This window comes from Streptomyces sp. NPDC096048 (assembly GCF_044763415.1).
Taxonomy (GTDB): domain Bacteria; phylum Actinomycetota; class Actinomycetes; order Streptomycetales; family Streptomycetaceae; genus Streptomyces.
This window is the reverse complement of sequence record NZ_JBIWGG010000009.1, coordinates 120817-139275: the sequence shown is the minus strand read 5'-3', so window position 1 is coordinate 139275 and position 18459 is coordinate 120817. Positions and strand designations below refer to the sequence as shown.

Below are 18459 nucleotides of genomic sequence, written 5' to 3'. Positions count from 1 at the left end.
ATGACCACTCAGTCCACCCTGCAGTCCGTGCCTGCCCTGGGGACGCACCCGGCCTCCGGCTCGAACCCGAGCCGGGCCGAGACCCGGGAGCAGCTCTCCAAGGCGTCGTACGACCTTCTCGTGATCGGCGGCGGCATCCTGGGCATCTCCACCGCCTGGCACGCCGCGCAGTCCGGCCTCAGGGTGGCCGTGGTCGACGCCGGCGACTTCGCCGGCGCCACCTCCTCCGCCTCCTCCAAGCTGCTCCACGGCGGTCTGCGCTACCTGCAGACCGGCGCGGTGAAGCTGGTGGCGGAGAACCACTTCGAGCGCCGTGCGGTCTCCCGCCAGGTGGCCCCCCACCTGGCGAACCCGCTCACCTTCTACCTCCCCGTGTACAAGGGCGGGCCGCACGGCGCGGCGAAGCTCGGCGCCGGTGTCTTCGCGTACTCGGCGCTGTCCGCCTTCGGTGACGGCGTCGGCCACCTGCTCTCCCCGGCCAAGGCCGCGCAGGACGTGCCGGAGCTGCGCACCGACAACCTGAAGGCCGTGGCCGTGTACGGCGACGACCAGATGAACGACGCCCGCATGGCGCTGATGACCGTCCGCGCGGCGGTCGATTCCGGTGCGGTCGTCCTGAACCACGCCGAGGTCACCGGACTGCGCTTCACCAAGGGCCGGGTGACCGGTGCCGAGCTGAAGGACCGGCTGACCGGCGACGAGTTCGGGGTCAGCGCCCGCCTGGTGCTCAACGCCACCGGCCCCTGGGTCGACCACCTGCGCCGGATGGAGGACCCGAACGCGGCCCCGTCCATCCGCCTGTCGAAGGGCGCGCACCTGGTGCTCAAGCGCACCGCGCCGTGGAAGGCCGCGCTGGCGACCCCGATCGACAAGTACCGGATCACCTTCGCCCTCCCCTGGGAGGACATGCTGCTGCTCGGCACGACCGACGAGGAGTTCGAGGGCGACCCGGCGGACGTCGCGGTCAACGACAAGGACATAGCCCAGATCCTCGACGAGGCCGCGTTCTCCATCCGCGACCAGCAGCTCGACCGGGACCTGATCACGTACTCCTTCGCGGGTCTGCGCGTGCTGCCGGGCGGCCCCGGTGACACCGCGAAGGCCAAGCGCGAGACGGTCGTCAGCGAGGGCCGGGGCGGCATGCTGTCGGTCGCGGGCGGCAAGTGGACCACCTTCCGCCACATCGGCCGTACGGTCATGAAGAAGCTGGAGGCGCTGCCGGGCCACCCGCTGGGCGACGACTTCGAGCCGATCGCCTCGCTGCCGAAGAAGCTGCCGCTGCCCGGCGTGGCCAACCCGCGCGCGGTCGCGCACCGGCTGCTGGTGGACGGCCCGGCACCCGGCCCGCGCATGGCGGCGGACACCGCCAGGCACCTGGCCACGCACTACGGCTCGCTGGCCTTCGACATCGCCCGCCTGGCCAACGACAACCCGGAGCTGGCCGAACGGGTCCACCCCGACGCCCCGGAGATCTGGGCGCAGGTCGTGTGGGCCCGGGACCACGAGTGGGCCGAGACGCAGGACGACGTGCTGCGCCGGCGGACCACGCTGACGATCCGCGGCCTGGCCACGGACGACGTCCGCGCGAAGGTCCAGGACCTGCTCGACAAGAAGTAGGACCCGGCCGCACTCTGCGTGAGGCGGCGGCTCCGCGCCGATGGAGCCGCCGCCTCACGCGCGCGCGTCGCAGGCCGCACCGGCCCCCATAATGTCGGGAGACATCGGATGTCTGAGCGGCATCCGGAGACACAGGGAGGTCGGCCGTGGCGGTCACCGACGAGGCGATCGAGAAGATCAAGGGCATGATCGTCTCCGGCGCGCTGCGGCCCGGCGACCGGCTCCCCAAGGAGAGCGAGCTCGCCGCCGACCTCGGCCTGTCCCGCAACTCCCTGCGCGAGGCCGTACGCGCCCTGTCCCTGATCCGGATCCTGGACGTGCGGCAGGGCGACGGCACGTACGTCAGCAGCCTGGATCCGCAGCTCCTGCTGGAGGCCATCGGTTTCGTGGTCGACTTCCACCGCGACGACACCGTCCTGGAGTTCCTCGCCGTGCGCCGCATCCTGGAGCCGGCCGCGACCGCGTCGGCGGCCTCCCGGATCACCGACCGGGAACTGGACGCGCTGGAGAGCCGGCTCGACGCGCTCGGCGACGAACCGTCGGTGGAGGAACTGGTCGCCTGCGACCTGGAGTTCCACCGGGTCATCGTGGGGGCCTCGGGCAACTCGGTGCTCTGCTCCGTCCTCGACGGTCTGTCCGGGCCCACCACCCGGGCCCGCGTCTGGCGCGGGCTCACCCAGGAGGACGCGGTCAGTCGCACCCTGCGCGAGCACCGAGCGATCCTCGCCGCGCTGCGCGACCGGGACGCGGAGGCGGCGCGCTCCTGGGCGACGGTGCACATCGCGTCCGTGGAGCAGTGGCTGCGCACCACCCTCTGACCCGGCTCCGATCAAGCGGGGGCGGTCGGGTGTCCGGCCGCCGGGAACGGGGCAGTGATGCGTTCACTCCCCCGTGCGAGGGGGCTGCGGGCGGTCCCTCGGCACGCCGTAAGGTTGGGGGGTACGCGAGGGCACGTCGGAAGGAGGCGCTGGGTGATCGAGCTCGAGGGGGTTCCCGAGCTGGTCGACCCGGTCATGGTGGCCGCGTTCGAGGGCTGGAACGACGCCGGCGACGCCGCCTCCACCGCGGTCGCGCATCTCGACAGGGAGTGGAAGGGCGAGGTGTTCGCGGCGCTGGACGCCGAGGACTACTACGACTTCCAGGTCAACCGTCCCACGGTGTTCGTGGAAGCGGGCGTCCGCAAGATCACGTGGCCGACGACCAGACTCTCGGTGGTCCGGGTCGGCGGCGACAAACCGCGCGACCTGGTCCTCGTCCGCGGCATCGAACCGTCCATGCGCTGGCGGTCGTTCTGCAACGAGCTGCTGGGCTTCGCCCACGAGCTGGGCGTCGAGCTGGTGGTCGTCCTGGGCGCCCTGCTGGGCGACACGCCGCACACGCGTCCGGTCCCGATCAGCGGGACCACGTCGGACGCCGACCTGGCCCGGCGCATGGACCTGGAGGAGACCAAGTACGAGGGCCCCACGGGCATCGTCGGCATCCTCCAGGAGGCGTGCACGCACGCGGGCGTTCCGGCCGTGTCACTGTGGGCGGCGGTGCCGCACTACGTGTCGCAGCCGCCGAACCCGAAGGCCACGCTGGCCTTGTTGAACCGGCTGGAAGACCTGATCGGCGTGCGGGTCCCGCTGGGCGAGCTGCCCGAGGACGCGCGTGCCTGGCAGGTGGGTGTGGACCAGCTGGCCGCCGAGGACAGCGAGGTCGCCGAGTACGTCCAGTCGCTGGAGGAGGCCCGGGACACCGCGGAGCTGCCGGAGGCGTCGGGCGAGGCGATCGCCCGCGAGTTCGAGCGGTATCTGCGGCGCCGGGACGGCTCCGGACCGGGCGGGCCGGGGGGCCACGCCACGGCGGACGGCGGCGACGGCACCTCCGGGACGCCGTATCTGCGGGACAACCCCAGCGGCCGTACGCGCCCGCCGAGGCCGCCGAAGGCGAGCGGGGACGACGAGGAATCGTCGGAGGACTGAACATACGGAAACAGGGGCGCTTCCCGGCGGGAAGCGCCCCTGTTTCCGTGTGCGCCTGCTTACAGAGCGACGCCCAGCAGCGCGTCCACCGCGCGGGAGACGACGCCGGGGGCGCCGATGTCCGTGCCGCCGCTCTCCTGCTGGAGCGCGGCCCAGCGGTCGACGGCGTCGAGCGCGGCCGGGGAGTCCAGGTCGTTCGCGAGGGCCTCGCGGATCTCCTCGACGAGTGTCTCGGCGGGCGGGCCGTCGGGCCGGGAGACGGCGGCGCGCCAGCGCTCCAGCCGGGCGAGGGCGTCCTGAAGCACCTGGTCGGTCCACTCCCAGTCGGAGCGGTAGTGGTGGGCGAGCAGGGTGAGCCGGACGGCCGCCGGGTCGACGCCCTCGCGGCGCAGCCGCGAGACGAAGACCAGATTGCCCTTGGACTTGGACATCTTCTCGCCGTCGAGGCCGACCATGCCGGCGTGCACGTACGCCTTGGCCATGGGGAACTCGCCGGTGAGCGCCTGGGCGTGCGAGGCGCCCATCTCGTGGTGCGGGAAGGCGAGGTCGGAGCCGCCGCCCTGGACGTCGAAGCCCATGCCGAGGTGGTCGAGGGCGATGGCCACGCACTCGATGTGCCAGCCGGGGCGCCCGCGGCCGAGGGAGCCGCCGTCCCAGCTGGGCTCGCCCTCGCGGGCGGCCATCCACAACATCGGGTCGAGCGGGTTCTTCTTGCCCGGCCGGTCCGGGTCGCCGCCCCGCTCGGCGGAGAGCAGTCGCATGGCGGCGGCGTCGAGGTGGGAGACGCCGCCGAAGTGGGGGTCGGACTCGACGGAGAAGTAGGTGTCGCCCTCCAGCTCGTACGCCGCGCCCGCGTCCCGCAGCCGCTCGACGAGCGGGACGATGCCGGGTATGGCCTCCACGGCGCCTATGTAGTGCCGCGGCGGCAGCATCCGCAGCGCCGTCATGTCCTCGCGGAAGAGGGCGGTCTCCTTCTCGGCGAGGGCGGTCCAGTCGACGCCGTCGCGCACGGCCCGCTCCAGCAGCGGGTCGTCGACATCGGTGACGTTCTGGACGTAGTGGACCTGCCGCTTGTTGTCGAGCCACACGCGCTGTACGAGGTCGAACGCGTTGTAGGTCGCCGCGTGCCCCATGTGGGTGGCGTCGTACGGCGTGATGCCGCAGACATAGATGCGGGCGACGGGACCGGGGTCGAGGGTGACCAGGCCGCCGGTCGCGGTGTCGTGGATCCTCAGGTCGCGACCCTGACCAGGCAGGGCGGGGACCTCGGAAGCGGGCCAGGCATGCATGTCATGAGCGTAACCGGACGGGTGTTCCGTACACGAACCGGACCGGGCCGGATGGCCGGTAAGGCGCTCTTGCGCGAAACCGGCCGGTGTGCGGGTGGGGGCTGCCGGCTCTCTAGACCGGCGGCCAGGGGATGGCCGGCCACTCGCCGCTCGGTTCCGGGTGCTTCCCGGAGGCCAGCAGCGCGTCCACACGCGCGCGCGTGGCGTCGAGTTCGGCGGGGGTGATCAGCGCGCCGAGCCGGATCGCCAGGGCCCCGCCGTCCTTCAGGGCCTCCCTGAGGGCGTCGAGCACCACCAGGGCCTCCCCGGTGAGCGGATCCCCCGCCCAGCCCCACAGCAGGGTCCGCAGCTTGTTCTCGGTGTGGAAGGTCACCCCGTGGTCGATGCCGAACAGCCGTTCCCCGTCCGCGGGCAGCAGATGCCCGCCCTTGCGGTCGGCGTTGTTGATCACGGCGTCCAGGACGGCGAGCCGGCGCAGCCGCTCGTCGTCGGCGTGCACGAGCAGCGCGGTGCGGCCCTCGGCGACCTCGGCGAGGGCGATCGCCTTCCAGCCGGCGCCGGGCTCCTCGTCCTCCACCAGGGCGAGCAGCTCCGTCTCCGGCACCGCCTCGATCCAGAGCTGGCACATGCCCTCGCCGTACGGACCGTCGCGCAGCACGGTGGGTGGTACGAGGCCCCAGCCGGTCGCCTCGGAGACCTCGTACGCGGCGACCTCGCGCCGGGCGAGGTCGCCGTCGGGGAAGTCCCACAGGGGCCGCTCCCCGGCGACCGGCTTGTAGACGCAGGCCGCCTCGCGTCCCTCGTGCGTCACCGTGCAGTACAGCGCCGCGTTGGAGGCGTCACGGATGCGTCCGCGCACGGTCAGCTCGCCCTGGGCGAGCAACTCGGCGGTCGCCGCGTCGGTGGTCACGCTCCGCGGCGGTATCCGTTCTGGCGCGGACATACGTGTCCTTCCGGGTCGAGCGGGAGGCTGCACAGCGGGCACGGCGGCCGCCCGGCGTTGACGACGTCGAGGGCGCGCTTGGCGAAGGCCCTGGCCTGCGCGCCGGTGAGGCGGACCCGGAGCATCGGCGGACCGTTCTCCTCGTCCTGGAGCAGCCGCTCCTCGGCCTCCGCCAGGTCCTCCTCGGACTCGGCGTCCAGCTCCACGAGTGCCTGCGCCTCGACGATCATGCGCTGGTCCTCGCCGTCCCAGGCCAGCGCCATGGTGCCGACCCTGAACTCCTCCTCGACGGGAGTGTCCAGCGGGGCGGTGTCGGCGGGTTCCGTGGGCGCCATGGCGGGGACGACGGTGCTGCCGCCGCTGCGCCGCACGACCTCGTCGAGGAGTTCGTCCATGCGCTCGGCGAGAGCGGCGACCTGGGTCTTCTCCAGGGCCACGCTGGTCACCCGGGAGCCGGCGGTGGCCTGGAGGAAGAACGTACGGCGCCCGGGCAGCCCGACCGTACCGGCCACGAAACGTTCCGGTGGGTCGTAGAGGAACACCTGACGGGACACGTCCTGTCTCCATGGAAGTCGGGGGAAGGAAAGCGGAGGCACTGCTGCGACCGCTTCACCCTACTGCGGCCGACGATCACGGTGCGCCCGCACCACCACCGACCGGGGCCTGGTCGCCGGGGGGCTCCTCGTGCGGGGCCAGGGAGGCGAAGTCACCGGTGTCGCCGAGCCGGACGAGGAACGGACGCAGCCGGGTGTAGCGGATCGCGGTGACGGAACAGGGCTCGACGGAGATCCGCTGGAAGAGGTCGAGATGGAGGCCGAGCGCCTCCGCGACGAGGGACTTGATGATGTCGCCGTGGGAGCACATGAGGTATACGGCGTCGGCGCCGTGGTCGCGCTCCACGCGCGCGTTCCACTCGCGCACCGCCTCGGCGGCTCGGGTCTGCATCGCGCGCATCGACTCGCCGCCGGGGAAGGCCGCGGCGGAGGGGTGCGCCTGCACCACCTCCATCAGGGGCTCGTCCTTGAGCTCCGCGAGCTTGCGGCCGGACCAGTCGCCGTAGTGGCACTCCCCGATCCGTTCGTCGGTGTGCGCCCTCAGCCCGGGCCGGGCGTCGAGCAGGGGGCGGATCGTCTCCTGGCAGCGCTGCAGCGGGCTGGTGACGATCTCTGAGAGCGGCAGGGCGGCGAGCCGACCGGGCAGCGCGGCGGCCTGTGCGGCCCCGCGTTCGTCGAGGGCGACGCCGGGCGTCCAGCCGGCGAGCAGCCCCTCGGTGTTGGCGGTGGAACGTCCGTGCCTGACCAGGATCAGCGTGGGCATGCGGACAGGGTAGGCATACAGCACGGTGCTCGGGCGCCGGGGCGAAGGGAGAATGTGTTCGGTGATCGTCGACTGCGCCATCTACCGGGACGGGCACCGCACGGACGGACCCGAGGACTTCTCCGACGCCCTCGACGAGGCGCGGACCGCGGGCGGTTTCGTCTGGATCGGGCTGCACGAACCGACGGAGGACGAGTTCGACCTGGTCACCCAGGAGTTCGGGCTGCATCCGCTGGCGGTGGAGGACGCCCTGAAGGCGCACCAGCGGCCCAAGCTGGAGGTGTACGAGGACTCGCTCTTCGCCGTCCTCAAGGCGGTGGAGTACGAGCCGGAGAGCGACGCCGTCTCCACCGACGAGCTCATGATCTTCCTGGGCGACGCGTTCGTGGTCGTCGTCCGGCACGGCGAGGGCGCCCCGCTGAAGACCGTACGGCAGCGGCTGGAACACGAGCCCGAGCTGCTCGGCAAGGGGCCCACCGCGGTGCTGTACGCGATAGCGGACGCCGCCGTCGACCACTACCTGGACGTCGCGGTCGAGCTGCAGAACGACCTGGAGGAGCTGGAGGCCGAGGTCTTCTCACCGGACGGCGGCGGCTCGCGGCACACCGCGTCCCGGATCTACACCTTCAAGCGGCAGATCCTGGAGTTCCGCCGGGCGACGGGCCCGCTGGCGCCGCCGCTGGCCCGGCTGGCCGGGACGGAGGCGTTCGGCGCCGGGGTGCCGTTCGTGAACGACAGGGCGCGGCCGTTCTTCCGGGACGTGAGCGACCACCTCACGCGCGTGAACGAGTCGGTGGAGGGCCTGGACCGGCTGGTCTCGGACATCCTGTCGGCGCATCTGGCGCAGACGAGCGTCCGGCAGAACGACGACATGCGGAAGATCTCCGCGTGGGCGGCCATGGCGGCGGTCCCCACGATGCTCGCGGGGGTCTACGGCATGAACTTCGACCACATGCCGGAACTGCACTGGGAGTGGGGCTACCCGGCGGTGATCGTGCTGATGGCCGCTCTGGAGGTGCTGCTGTTCCGGCTGTTCAAGCGCCGGGGCTGGCTGTAGGGCCCGGGGCGCCCGCGGTGGGCCGTCAGGCGACCTCCGGGGCCGCGGCGGCGGGACCGCCGAGCGCGTCGCGCCGTGCGGGTGTCCGCAGCGTCACCATGCGGCGCCAGCCGGCCAGCCGCTCGTAGGCGTACATCGCGTGGATGCCCGCCGCGAGCATCGCCGCCTTGGCCCGCGACCACCCGAGGAGGCGCCCCATGCGGTCCATCACCGCGAGGCTGACGTCCCGGTGGACGCGGATCTCGGCGAGCGCGCACGCGCGCAGCGTCCGCTGGATGTACCGGCCGTGCCCGGCGGCGGCGAAGCGCAGCAGTTCCTCGTGGGAGTAGGCGAGGTGGTCGTCCTCGTCGGCCGAGATCATCCGGACGGCCCGGCCCAGGTCCGGGTGGTCCGCGAAGTACTTGAGGAGCAGCGCCATCTGCTCGGCCGCGCGCTGCTCGGTGACCCTGCTGTGCGCGAGGTAGGTGATGATGTCCCGTTCCGTGAGGGGCTCGTCGGCCTTGAGCTTCTCGTGGGCGAGGCCGATGCCGTGCCGTTCCAGGAGCATGGTGTAGTCGGTCTCGGGGGGCACTTTGACGGGTTCGAGGCCGCGCTTCTTCAGCAGGGCGTTGAAGATCCGTCCGTGCTTGTCCTCGTCCGCGCCGTGCCGGGTGATCTTCGGGGCGAGGGCGCGCTCGCTCTCCGGTACGAGCGCCGCGATGCGCGCGTTCTCCCAGCCGCCCTGGGTCTCGCCGCTGGCCGCGATGGAGCAGAAGAGACGGAACGACTCGTCGTTGTCGAGGATCTCCTGGAACAGGCTCTTGGCCGAAAGCATCGGTGGCACCTCTCTGCCTCTGCAAGGTTGCGCAGGTTCCGCAGACTCCGCGAAGACCGAGTCAAGTGCGGGAGATGAGGCGCGGCAACAGGTGCGGCGGGCGACTCAGCCAAAAGAAGGACGGCCGGGAACACGAGGAGGCGTAACCACACGCGCGTGGGCGCGTTGTTCTCCGTGACGGCCGTGGCGGGGAAGACCCCCCGAGCCCCCACCACGGCCGCGGAACCTACCGCCGGACCTCAGGCCGGTCCGGCGGACCTCAGGCCAGTCCGGCGCGCTCCAGGGCCTCCGTGCCGGCGCGGAGCGCGGCGATCCGCTCGTCCAGGGTGAAGCCCGCGGGCGCGAGGGTCAGCGTGGTGACACCGGCGGCGGCGTAGGCCTTCATCCGGTCCGCGATGCGGTCGACGGAACCGAGCAGCGTCGTCTGGTCGATCAGGTCGTGCGGTACGGCCGCTGCCGCGTCCTGCTTGTCGCCGGACAGGTACTTGTCCTGGATCTCGGCCGCCTCCCGCTCGTACCCCATGCGCTGGGCGAGCTGGTTGTAGAAGTTCTGCTTGCGGCTGCCCATGCCGCCGACGTAGAGCGCGGTGTAGGGGCGGAATGTGTCGGCGAGCGCGGCGACGTCCTTGTCGTCGCCGAGGGCGAGCGGCAGGGTCGGGCAGACGTCGAAGCCGTCGAGGGTCTTGCCCGCCTTCTCGCGCCCGGCGCGCAGGTGCCGGATCGCGGTGTCCTCCAGGTGGTCGGCGGACGGGAAGATGAGCAGGGCGCCGTCGGCGATCTCGCCGGTCTGCTCCAGGTTCTTCGGGCCGATCGCGGCGATGTAGAGCGGGATGTGCTCGCGCTGCGGGTGCACGGTCAGCTTGATCGGCTTGCCGGGACCGCCGGGCAGCGGCAACGTCCAGTGCTGTCCCTCGTACGACAGCCGCTCCCGGGTCATCGCCTTGCGCACGATCTCGACGTACTCGCGGGTGCGGGCCAGCGGCTTGTCGAACTTGACGCCGTACCAGCCCTCGGAGACCTGAGGCCCCGAGACGCCGAGGCCGAGGCGGAAACGGCCCTTCGAGAGCGAGTCCAGGGTGGCGGCCGTCATCGCGGTCATCGCGGGCTGGCGGGCCGGGATCTGGAAGATGGCCGAACCCACGTCGATGCGCTCGGTCTGGGCGGCGACCCAGGTGAGCACGGTGGCCGCGTCGGAGCCGTAGGCCTCGGCGGCCCAGCAGACGGCGTAGCCGAGCCGGTCGGCCTCCTGGGCGACGGCCAGGTTGTCCGCGTCCATTCCGGCACCCCAGTAGCCGAGGTTGATCCCGAGCTGCATGGCCGATTCCCCTTACCGATCAGTAACGTCTTCTGTGCCCCGACCTTAGCGCGGGAATTCGGTTGTCCACAGGCCCCCACAGCGCAAGCCGTGGCCAGTAATGTCGGCGTTCATGGAGCAGAGGCATCTCGGCCGCACCGGCCTGCGCGTGTCCCGCATCGGTCTCGGCACCCTGACCTGGGGCCGGGACACCGACGAGCATGACGCCGCGGACCTCTTGAAGACCTTCTGGGAAGCGGGCGGGACCCTCGTCGACACGGCGGACGTGTACGGGGACGGGGAGGCCGAGTACCTGCTCGGACGGCTCATGGAGGGGCTTGTTCCACGCCGGGACCTGGTGATCTCGACCAAGGCGGGCAGCGTGCCGGACCCCGACCGCCGCTTCGACGGTTCGCGCGCCCACCTGCTCTCCGCGCTGGACGCCTCGCTGGCCCGCCTCGGCGCGGACCACGTCGACGTGTGGCACCTGCACGCCTTCGATCCGCACACGCCGCTGGAGGAGACGCTGCACGCCCTCGACGTGGCGGTGAGCAGCGGCCGGGCCCGGTACGCGGGCGTGTCGAACTTCTGCGGCTGGCAGCTGGCCAAGGCGGCGACCTGGCAGCTGGCGGCGCCTGGCGTGCGGAACCGGCTGGCGAGCACCCAGATGGAGTACTCGCTGCTCCAGCGGGGCATCGAGCGCGAGGTACTGCCGGCCGCGCTGGACCTGGGCATCGGGCTGCTGCCCTCCTCCCCGCTGGGCCGCGGAGTCCTCACCGGCAAGTACCGCAAGGACGCGACCCCGCCGGACTCGCGGGGCGCCTCGGACCACCTGGCTCCCTTCGTCGCCCCCTACCTCGACGACACGGCCGGTCACATCGTGGACGCGGTGGCGACGGCCGCCGACGGGCTCGCGGTGACGCCGCTCCAGGTGGCGCTGGCGTGGGTTCGGGACCGGCCCGGCGTGGTCGCGCCGATCGTCGGCGCGCGCAACGCGCAGCAGCTCACGGCGGCGTTGTCAGTGGAGACCCTTAGTCTTCCTGACGAGATCTGCCGGGCCCTCGACGACGTGTCGGCGCCCGTGCACCGCTATCCCGATCACGACTGGAGCACGCTGTGAGCACGGAGCCCGAGCCCGCCTCTGAGGACACCGCGGACGCCGTGGACGCCGGGCCGGAGACCCCGGGCACCGCGCACGGGGCCGAGCCGGGCACCGACGGCGGGGCACCGGCCGACGGCCTGGCTCCCGACGTCGAGGCCGCTGGCGGGGAGGCCGGTCGGCCGGGCGAGCAGGGCGGGGGCGCCGCCGGTTCGGCGGGCGACGGCGAGATCGGGAGGCCCGGCGTGACCGCGGGCGACCGGGCCGCCGAGACAGTGTCGGAGCCGCTCGATCGGGAGGCCCGGGACACCGGCGCCCAGGCGATGGCCGGGGCGGCCGAGCAGCCGACCGACGACGGCGCGGACATCGACGCTGACGACGGCACGGACATCGGCGATTCGGCTGAAGCCGAGACGGCCGGGGAGGCCGCGGGCGACCGGGCCGTCGGAGCGGCCGCCGCTCCTCCGCGCGCGGAGGAGACCGACGACGTGGGGGACGAGACGCCCGACGGGCGGCCGGGGGGCGCGAGTGCGGACGGCGACGGCGCGGCGGCTCAGGTCTCCGAGGCCGAGGCCGAGCTGGCCGCTCAGCGGCTGGTGCGGGAGCGGATCGAGCGGCGGAAGGCCGAGAAGCAGGCCCCGATCGACGCCGGGGGCAAGCTCAGCGGCACGGCGGCCGATCTGCTCGCGGCGGTGAGGGCCGTGGAGAGCGGCGAGAAGCCCGCGGCCACGGTCTTCGACGACCCCGAGCCCGCCCCGCGCCGTCCCGCCCCGGAACCGGTACGACGGCCTCGGCCGGTGCCGGCCGAGACACCCGCGGGGCCCATGGGACCCGCGCCGGAGACAGTCCAGTCCGTGCGGCGCGTACTGGCCGAGGGCGGCGCTCCCGAGACGCTCGCACCGCAGACCGCCGCGCTCCTCGGTGAGGGCGCGGAGGAGGCGCTGCGCGCCGACCCCTGGCAGCTGCTCCGGGTCGGCGGAGTGCGGCCGGAGCAGGCCGACGGGTTCGCCCGGGCGCTGCTGGGCGCCGAGTGCGGCCCGGACGACGAGCGCCGTGGCCGCGCGGTCACGGTGTGGCTGCTGGAGCAGGCGGCCCTGGCCGGGCACACGGCGCTGGAGCTGCCCCGGCTCACGGCCACGCTGGCCCAGCGCGGCGTGCCGGATCCCGACGCCGCCGTACAGAGCACACTCGCGGAGGGCGAGGCGCTGGCCTTCCAGGACGCCCTGGAGGAGTCCGGAGCCCGCCAGGACGACACCACGGGCGGGGCGGAGGCGGCGGACGAGGACGAGGAGCGCCCGGTCCGGGTCCTGGTCGGTCTGGAGCGGTACGCGCTCGCCGAGGAGAGCCTCGCCGACGGCCTGGCCCGGCTGGCCAACTCGGCGCCGAAGCAGGACGGTTCCGCGGCGGACTGGGAGCGCGCCGCCGCGTCCGCGCGGGGGTCCGCCGCCGACCTCATCCGCGCCGTCGCGGACCACGGGCTGGTCCTGCACACCGGCGGGGAGGCGGCCCTGGCCGAACCGGCGGCCCTGCTGCACGCCGCGCGCGCCCTGGGCCTGCGCACCTGGGCCGCCGCGCCCGGACCGCTCGGCCGCGACCGCTTCGCCGCCCTGCTGGGCGACCCGTCGTCCGTGCCACAGCCTCCCGGCCTCACCGCCCCGGACGTTCCCGTCCCGGCCGGTCCCGCCGTCGTCACCCTGGCCGGGTTGCTGGCCGGGGCCGAGGGGCCGGGGCGGGACGCGGACGGTGCCCTGGACCTCGATCTGCTGATCGTGCTCGACGCACCGCAGCTGGACGTCGAGGCGGGCGCCCTGCTGGCGGAGTCGCTGCCGGACGGTGCGCGGCTGGTGCTGGCCGGGGACCCGGCGGTGCTGGGGTCCGTGGGTCCCGGACGGATCTTCGCGGATCTGCTGGCGGCGCGGCTCTGCCCGCAGATCGCCTCGCGGCGTCCGGACCCGGGCCCGCTCGGCGAGCTGGTCTCCGGCATCGGCATCGGCGAGCTGGGTCAGGTCGAGGCGCCCGGCAAGGAGGTCGTCATCGTGCCGGTGCGGGACGCGGGCGAGGCCGTGCACCGCACCGTCCAGCTCGTCGCGGACTCGGTACCGCGGGCGATCGGCGTCCCCGCCGAGGAGACCCAGGTGATCACACCGGGCCACGGCGGCGCGGCGGGCACACGGGCGCTCAACGCCGCACTGAAGGAGCGGCTGAACCCGGGCCCCGGCCGCTTCGGCGGCTTCGACCCCGGCGACCGGGTCGCCTACTCCCCCGTGCCGGGCCGTACGCTGCCGGGCCGGGTGGTGAAGGCCGACGCAGACGGGCTGCACCTGTCGTGCGCGGGCGAGGCCGTCGTCGTACCGAAGGAGCGGGTGGAGCAGTCCGTACGGCACGGATGGGCGCTGACCGCGCACCAGGCGGTGGGCGGCCGGTGGCCGGCGGTGGTCGTGGTCCTGCCCGGTGATGCCGCGCAGGCCCTCAGCCGCCCCTGGATCTACACGGCGTTCGGCCGGGCCGCCCGCCACCTCTCCGTGGTGCACGGCGTGGAGCAGGCGCTGCCCCGCGCCGTGGCCGAGGTTCCGGCGAAGCCGCGCACGACCCGTCTGCCGGTGCTCCTCGCGCCGCAGGTACCGGTGGCCGGCTGACCCGGGGAGCGCGTCCGGCCACGTGAGCCCGGACGCCTCGCCCAGCCCGCCACCACCCGCCGGCCCGCCGCTCCGCCGCCCCGCCGGACGTTCTGGCGAACGCGACGGCGGCGGTCACCGGGGCAACCCCCGTGACCGCCGCCGTCGTCGGGCCAGCCGACCCGTCGCGGCTCCAGCCGCTCAGCGATCCGCCGTTACGCGATCCGCTACAACCGCGCCCGCTCACCGTCCTCGTCCAGGTCCTCGTCCGCGTCCAGATCCTCGTCCAGATCCGTGTCGAGATCCGTGTCGAGGCCCTCCTCAAGCTCCCGCACGCCGTCGTCGCCGGCCTCGTCGTCCCGGTCGTCCACGTCGTCGTCGAGGCCGTCGTCGAACTCGTCGTCGAACACCGCGCTGACGTCGAAGCGACAGATCACTCGTTGCGGATCGGCCTGTTCGAACGGGGCCTCCAGCCACTCGCCGGGCTCGGCGGCCTCGTCCGCGGCCGTGACCCAGAGCGTGGAGTCGCCCTCCTCCAGACCGAACTCCTTGTGCCGGGAGGCGATCTCGTCCGGCTCGAACTCGCCGAACAGGAGGCCGAGCGCCCCGTGGACCGTGCCGGAGGAGGCCACGCCCGCCCCCTCGTCGTCCGCCGCCTCGATCCGCCGGGCCTGGGCCATCAGCCGCTGCGGCTCCGCCACGGCGTAGTCACGGCGGATCAGGACGCTCAGCGCGTTCGGCTCCTCGGGACCCGTGTACGGCGGCAGCGAGTCCTCCGCGCCGGGGATCTCGAAGGGGGTGACCTCGTCGTAACGGTCGTAGAGCAGTTCGTCGTACGCCTCCGCGGCCGCGGCCAGCTGGTTGAACGCGTCGTAGACGGCCGGGTCGTCCTCCCCCGACCGGCGTTCGACCGCGGCCAGGTGGCGGTCGAGCGCGGTCTTGACCGCCTCGGCGGCGGCGCGTACCTCGGCAGCGGTGGGCTGCGCAGCATCAGACATAGTGCAGACGCTATCCGTACCGGGGCCCAGCCCGCACAATAGATGCGATGCCGGAATACGAATTTGTCGACGTGTACCTGCCGCGCGGGGTTTCCCGCAAGGAGACGACACGTCTGCTGACCGACCACGCCGAGTACGGACACTGGGAGTTGTACCGTCTGAGCCTGCTGCGCGACGGCAGCCGCAAGGTGCGGCTGCGGCGGCGGATCATCCGCCAGGTACGCGCGACCTGGTGAGCCGCGACCGGGCTCGATCAGGCGCGGGTGACGGAGCCGGAGACGGAGCGGGCCCCGCCGGTGCGGGGCCCGCTGTGCGTGCCGGTCCGGCGCGTCACGCCGAGGCGCGCGCCTTGCGGTAGAGCACCGTGCCCGCGAGCAGCGCGCCCGCACCCACCGGCAGGGCGAGGCCCAGCGGCAGGTCGCTGCCGGTCTCGGCGAGCCGCGCGTCGCCCTGCGGCTGGGCGACGGTCTGGGTGTCCGGCTGGTTGACGTGCGAGGAACCCCCCGGCGTCTCGTCGCCCGAGTCGGGCGGGTTGCCCGGAGTGCCGGGCTCCCCCGGGTCGCCAGGGTCGCCCGGGTCTCCGGGGTTGCCCGGGTCTCCGGGGTTGCCAGGCTCCCCGGGGTCGCCCGGGTCCCCGGGGGGCGTCTCGTGATCACCGCCGGGCGGCGTCGAGTGATCCCCGCCACCGCCGTTGCCGCAGTCGTTGCCGGTGGTCGGGTTGAGGGCGCCGACGACGTCGGCGCTGTTGCCGCAGACGTTCACCGGCACATGGATCGGCGCCTGCACGTGGTTGCCGGAGCCGACGCCGGGCGAGTCGGTCGCGTGTCCGCCGGCGTGCGAGCCCCCGTGCGAGCCGTCCTGCCCCTCGGAGTCGCCGTAGCCGCCGGACGTGCCGCCGCCCTGGTTGGCACACGAGTTGCCCATCGCCGGGTTGAGGACACCGACGACATCGACCGTGTTGCCGCAGACGTTCACCGGCACGTGCACCGGTGCCTGCACCGTGTTGCCGGACAGTACGCCGGGCGAACCGGAACTCGAGCCGTGCGCCCCCGAGTCCGCGTGGGCGGTGCCGCCCGCGGCGGCGAACACGCCGGTGGCGGCCGCCATCGTCATCAGGCCCTTGCGGGTGACCTGTCGCATTTCCTGAATCCCTGCCTTGCCCTAGTCCCGTGGTACCGAGAATGCCGAGAACGCCGGGAATCCCGACGTCGCCGTCGTTCCCCGCCCTTCGAAGGGCTCCAAAGGCCGGCGGCCCCGGAGCGCGTGGCGCGCGCTCCGGGGCCGCCGGACTCAGACCCTCACAGGGCGAGGCACAACGTCACTTGTTGATGCAGACGTTGCCGAAGGCGGGGTTCAGCAGACCGATCACGGAGACCGTGTTGCCGCAGACGTTCACCGGGACGTGCACGGGCACCTGCACGACGTTGCCGGAAAGGACGCCGGGCGAGTGCACGGCGGCACCCTGGGCACCGGAGTCGGCGACGGCCATGCCCGCACCCGCGAGAACCAGACCACCGGTGGCAGCCGCGGCGGCGACGACCTTCTTGAGCATTATTCCTCCTAGTTGGCAAACGCGATCCCAGATTGCTGATCGCATCACCTGTAACGAGGAGGAACTAATGAGGCTACGAGCTTATGAGCGCATTCACTCTTCCCGGTCGACTCCCGCACGCGCGGACGAATACCGTCGCGTGCGGAAGTCACGTTTCAGCGGGCGAATCCGGACCCGTCGGCGCATCAGGACGCGTCGGTGCGTCAGGACTCGTCGGTGCGTCAGGACGCGTCGATGAAGCGGTCGAGCACCCGCACGCCGAACTGCAGCCCCTCCACCGGCACCCGCTCGTCCACCCCGTGGAACATGCCCGCGAAGTCCAGCTCCGGCGGCAGCTTGAGCGGCGCGAAGCCGAAGCAGCGGATGCCGAGGTCGTCGAAGGACTTGGCGTCGGTGCCGCCGGAGAGCATGTAGGGCACCGCGCGCGCGATCGGGTCCTCGGCGCGCAGGGCGGTCTGCATGGCGTCGACGAGGCGGCCGTCGAAGTCGGTCTCCAGCGCCTTGTCGGCGTGCACGTCCTCGCGCCGCACGCGCGGCCCGAGGATGCGGTCGAGATCGGCGAGGAACTCCTCCTCGTAGCCGGGCAGGAAGCGCCCGTCGACGTGCGCGGTGGCCTGCCCGGGGATGACGTTGACCTTGTAGCCGGCGCCGAGCTGGGTGGGCGCCGCCGAGTTGCGCAGGGTCGTGCCGATCATCCGGGCGATGCCGCCGAGCTTGGCGAGGGTCTCCTCCATGTTCTCCGGGTCGAGTTCGGTGCCGAGCGCGTCGGACAGCTCGTCCAGGAAGGCCCGTACGGTCTTGGTGACCCTGACCGGCCACTTGTGCCGACCGAGGCGTGCCACGGCCTCGCACAGCTCGGTGATCGCGTTGTCGTCGTTGGTCATCGAGCCGTGGCCGGCCGTGCCGTCGACGGTGAGCCGCATCCAGTGCATGCCCTTCTCGGCGGTCTCGACGAGGTAGAGCCGCAGTTTCTCGTTGACCGTGAAGGAGAACCCGCCGACCTCGCCGATCGCCTCGCTGACGCCCTCGAACAGCTCCGGGTGCTCGCGCACCAGGTGCTTGGCGCCGTACGTACCGCCGGCCTCCTCGTCCGCGAGGAACGCCAGCACGATGTCGCGCGGGGGCTTGCGCCCGGTGCGCAGCCGGTCGCGGACGACCGCGAGGGTCATCGCGTCCATGTCCTTCATGTCGACCGCGCCGCGCCCCCACACGCACCCGTCCGCGATCTCGCCGGAGAAGGGGTGGTGGGTCCAGTCGTCCGCGTTGGCCGGGACGATGTCGGTGTGGCCGTGGATGAGCAGCGCGGGCCGGGACGGGTCCTCGCCCTCGATCCGGGCCACCGTGGAGGCGCGTCCGGGGTGGGACTCGAAGATCCGCGGTTCGAGTCCCACCTCGGCGAGCTTCTCGGCGACGTACTCGGCCGCCTTGCGCTCGCCCGGACCCGAGTGGTCGCCGTAGTTGCTGGTGTCGATCCGGATCAGCTCGCGGCAGAGGTCGACGACCTCGTCCTCGCCGGTGACGCTCCTGGCCGTGCCCGAGTCGCTCACGTGGTTCCTCCCGCTGTCACTGCTGACGTCATGCCGATGTCACTGCTGATGCACCGCTGATGTCACTGCTGGTGGGTCCCCCTCATCCTCCTCCTCGGGCCGTCCGTGCCCAAGGAGGGGGTGATCGGCCACCCCGGAAAGCCTGGTAATGTTTACGTCGTCGCCGCGGGCAACGCCCCGCACGACAGACACCTTGTCCGGGTGGCGGAATGGCAGACGCGCTAGCTTGAGGTGCTAGTGCCCTTTATCGGGCGTGGGGGTTCAAGTCCCCCCTCGGACACCAGTTGAGACCCCTGCCGCGGCAGGGGTCTTCTGCTTTTCGGGACACCGCGGACACTGCGCGGACCGGGCAC

Annotated in this window: 17 protein-coding genes and 1 tRNA gene; 8 read left to right on the top strand and 10 right to left on the bottom strand. The window is 72.8% G+C overall.

The annotated features are described in order from the left end of the window. The 3 genes from ACIQ6R_RS25245 to parJ all read left to right on the top strand — a co-directional run bounded on the left by ACIQ6R_RS25245 (position 1) and on the right by parJ (position 3581). Positions 1-1617, top strand: coding sequence for an FAD-dependent oxidoreductase (locus ACIQ6R_RS25245; protein ID WP_386323113.1), 1617 nt, complete (start codon positions 1-3; stop codon positions 1615-1617). A 146-nt stretch (positions 1618-1763) separates the two neighbouring features. Further along, positions 1764-2435: a FadR/GntR family transcriptional regulator gene (locus ACIQ6R_RS25240; protein ID WP_404223596.1), complete on the top strand. Its 672-nt coding sequence runs from the start codon at positions 1764-1766 to the stop codon at positions 2433-2435. A gap of 153 nt (positions 2436-2588) precedes the next feature. Further along, on the top strand, positions 2589-3581 hold the full coding sequence (parJ, locus tag ACIQ6R_RS25235; protein ID WP_404179799.1) for a filament polymerization regulator ParJ: 993 nt from the start codon (positions 2589-2591) through the stop codon (positions 3579-3581). A 59-nt stretch (positions 3582-3640) separates the two neighbouring features. Here parJ and mshC read toward each other — a convergent pair whose 3' ends face one another. The 4 genes from mshC to ACIQ6R_RS25215 all read right to left on the bottom strand — a co-directional run bounded on the left by mshC (position 3641) and on the right by ACIQ6R_RS25215 (position 7130). Then, complete coding sequence (gene mshC / locus ACIQ6R_RS25230; RefSeq protein ID WP_404223594.1) at positions 3641-4870, bottom strand: cysteine--1-D-myo-inosityl 2-amino-2-deoxy-alpha-D-glucopyranoside ligase; 1230 nt, start codon at positions 4868-4870, stop codon at positions 3641-3643. A 112-nt stretch (positions 4871-4982) separates the two neighbouring features. After that, entirely contained in the window at positions 4983-5813 is an 831-nt protein-coding gene (locus tag ACIQ6R_RS25225; protein ID WP_404223592.1) for an SCO1664 family protein, read from the bottom strand. After that, complete coding sequence (locus ACIQ6R_RS25220; RefSeq protein WP_404179808.1) at positions 5777-6367, bottom strand: DUF3090 domain-containing protein; 591 nt, start codon at positions 6365-6367, stop codon at positions 5777-5779. Before ACIQ6R_RS25220 ends, ACIQ6R_RS25225 begins: the two co-directional genes overlap by 37 nt. A 76-nt stretch (positions 6368-6443) precedes the next feature. Then, complete coding sequence (locus tag ACIQ6R_RS25215) at positions 6444-7130, bottom strand: histidine phosphatase family protein (RefSeq protein WP_404179811.1); 687 nt, start codon at positions 7128-7130, stop codon at positions 6444-6446. A gap of 61 nt (positions 7131-7191) precedes the next feature. Here ACIQ6R_RS25215 and corA point away from each other — a divergent pair, with 61 nt between their 5' ends. Further along, positions 7192-8187, top strand: a complete 996-nt coding sequence (gene corA / locus ACIQ6R_RS25210; RefSeq protein WP_404223590.1) for a magnesium/cobalt transporter CorA — start codon at positions 7192-7194, stop codon at positions 8185-8187. Between the two features lie 25 nt (positions 8188-8212). Here the strand turns inward: corA and ACIQ6R_RS25205 are convergent, their stop codons facing one another. Next, a complete protein-coding gene (locus ACIQ6R_RS25205) occupies positions 8213-9001 on the bottom strand; it encodes a ferritin-like domain-containing protein (protein ID WP_404223588.1) in 789 nt (262 codons plus the stop codon). 259 nt (positions 9002-9260) lie between these two features. Next, positions 9261-10316: an LLM class F420-dependent oxidoreductase gene (locus tag ACIQ6R_RS25200; protein WP_404179820.1), complete on the bottom strand. Its 1056-nt coding sequence runs from the start codon at positions 10314-10316 to the stop codon at positions 9261-9263. Positions 10317-10428: 112 nt separating this feature from the next. On the opposite strand from ACIQ6R_RS25200, the gene ACIQ6R_RS25195 reads away from it, so the two are divergent. Then, on the top strand, positions 10429-11415 hold the full coding sequence (locus ACIQ6R_RS25195) for an aldo/keto reductase (RefSeq protein ID WP_404179823.1): 987 nt from the start codon (positions 10429-10431) through the stop codon (positions 11413-11415). Between the two features lie 302 nt (positions 11416-11717). Then, positions 11718-14030 (top strand): helix-hairpin-helix domain-containing protein, encoded by a 2313-nt coding sequence (locus ACIQ6R_RS25190; protein WP_404223851.1) that lies wholly within the window; start codon positions 11718-11720, stop codon positions 14028-14030. 206 nt (positions 14031-14236) lie between these two features. Here the strand turns inward: ACIQ6R_RS25190 and ACIQ6R_RS25185 are convergent, their stop codons facing one another. Next, the gene (locus tag ACIQ6R_RS25185; RefSeq protein WP_404223587.1) at positions 14237-15007 is read right to left on the bottom strand and encodes a hypothetical protein; all 771 of its coding nucleotides are present in this window, start codon (positions 15005-15007) and stop codon (positions 14237-14239) included. A gap of 47 nt (positions 15008-15054) precedes the next feature. On the opposite strand from ACIQ6R_RS25185, the gene ACIQ6R_RS25180 reads away from it, so the two are divergent. Next, a complete protein-coding gene (locus ACIQ6R_RS25180; protein ID WP_055416095.1) occupies positions 15055-15243 on the top strand; it encodes a DUF5703 family protein in 189 nt (62 codons plus the stop codon). Positions 15244-15337: 94 nt separating this feature from the next. Here ACIQ6R_RS25180 and ACIQ6R_RS25175 read toward each other — a convergent pair whose 3' ends face one another. The 3 genes from ACIQ6R_RS25175 to ACIQ6R_RS25165 all read right to left on the bottom strand — a co-directional run bounded on the left by ACIQ6R_RS25175 (position 15338) and on the right by ACIQ6R_RS25165 (position 18106). Next, positions 15338-16147, bottom strand: coding sequence for a chaplin (locus ACIQ6R_RS25175; RefSeq protein ID WP_404223584.1), 810 nt, complete (start codon positions 16145-16147; stop codon positions 15338-15340). A gap of 178 nt (positions 16148-16325) precedes the next feature. Continuing rightward, complete coding sequence (gene chpH, locus ACIQ6R_RS25170) at positions 16326-16559, bottom strand: chaplin ChpH (protein ID WP_055416097.1); 234 nt, start codon at positions 16557-16559, stop codon at positions 16326-16328. A gap of 221 nt (positions 16560-16780) precedes the next feature. Beyond that, on the bottom strand, positions 16781-18106 hold the full coding sequence (locus ACIQ6R_RS25165) for a M20/M25/M40 family metallo-hydrolase (protein ID WP_404223582.1): 1326 nt from the start codon (positions 18104-18106) through the stop codon (positions 16781-16783). Between the two features lie 195 nt (positions 18107-18301). Here ACIQ6R_RS25165 and ACIQ6R_RS25160 point away from each other — a divergent pair. Continuing rightward, a tRNA-Leu gene (locus tag ACIQ6R_RS25160) sits at positions 18302-18389 on the top strand. Positions 18390-18459 lie beyond the last annotated feature (70 nt).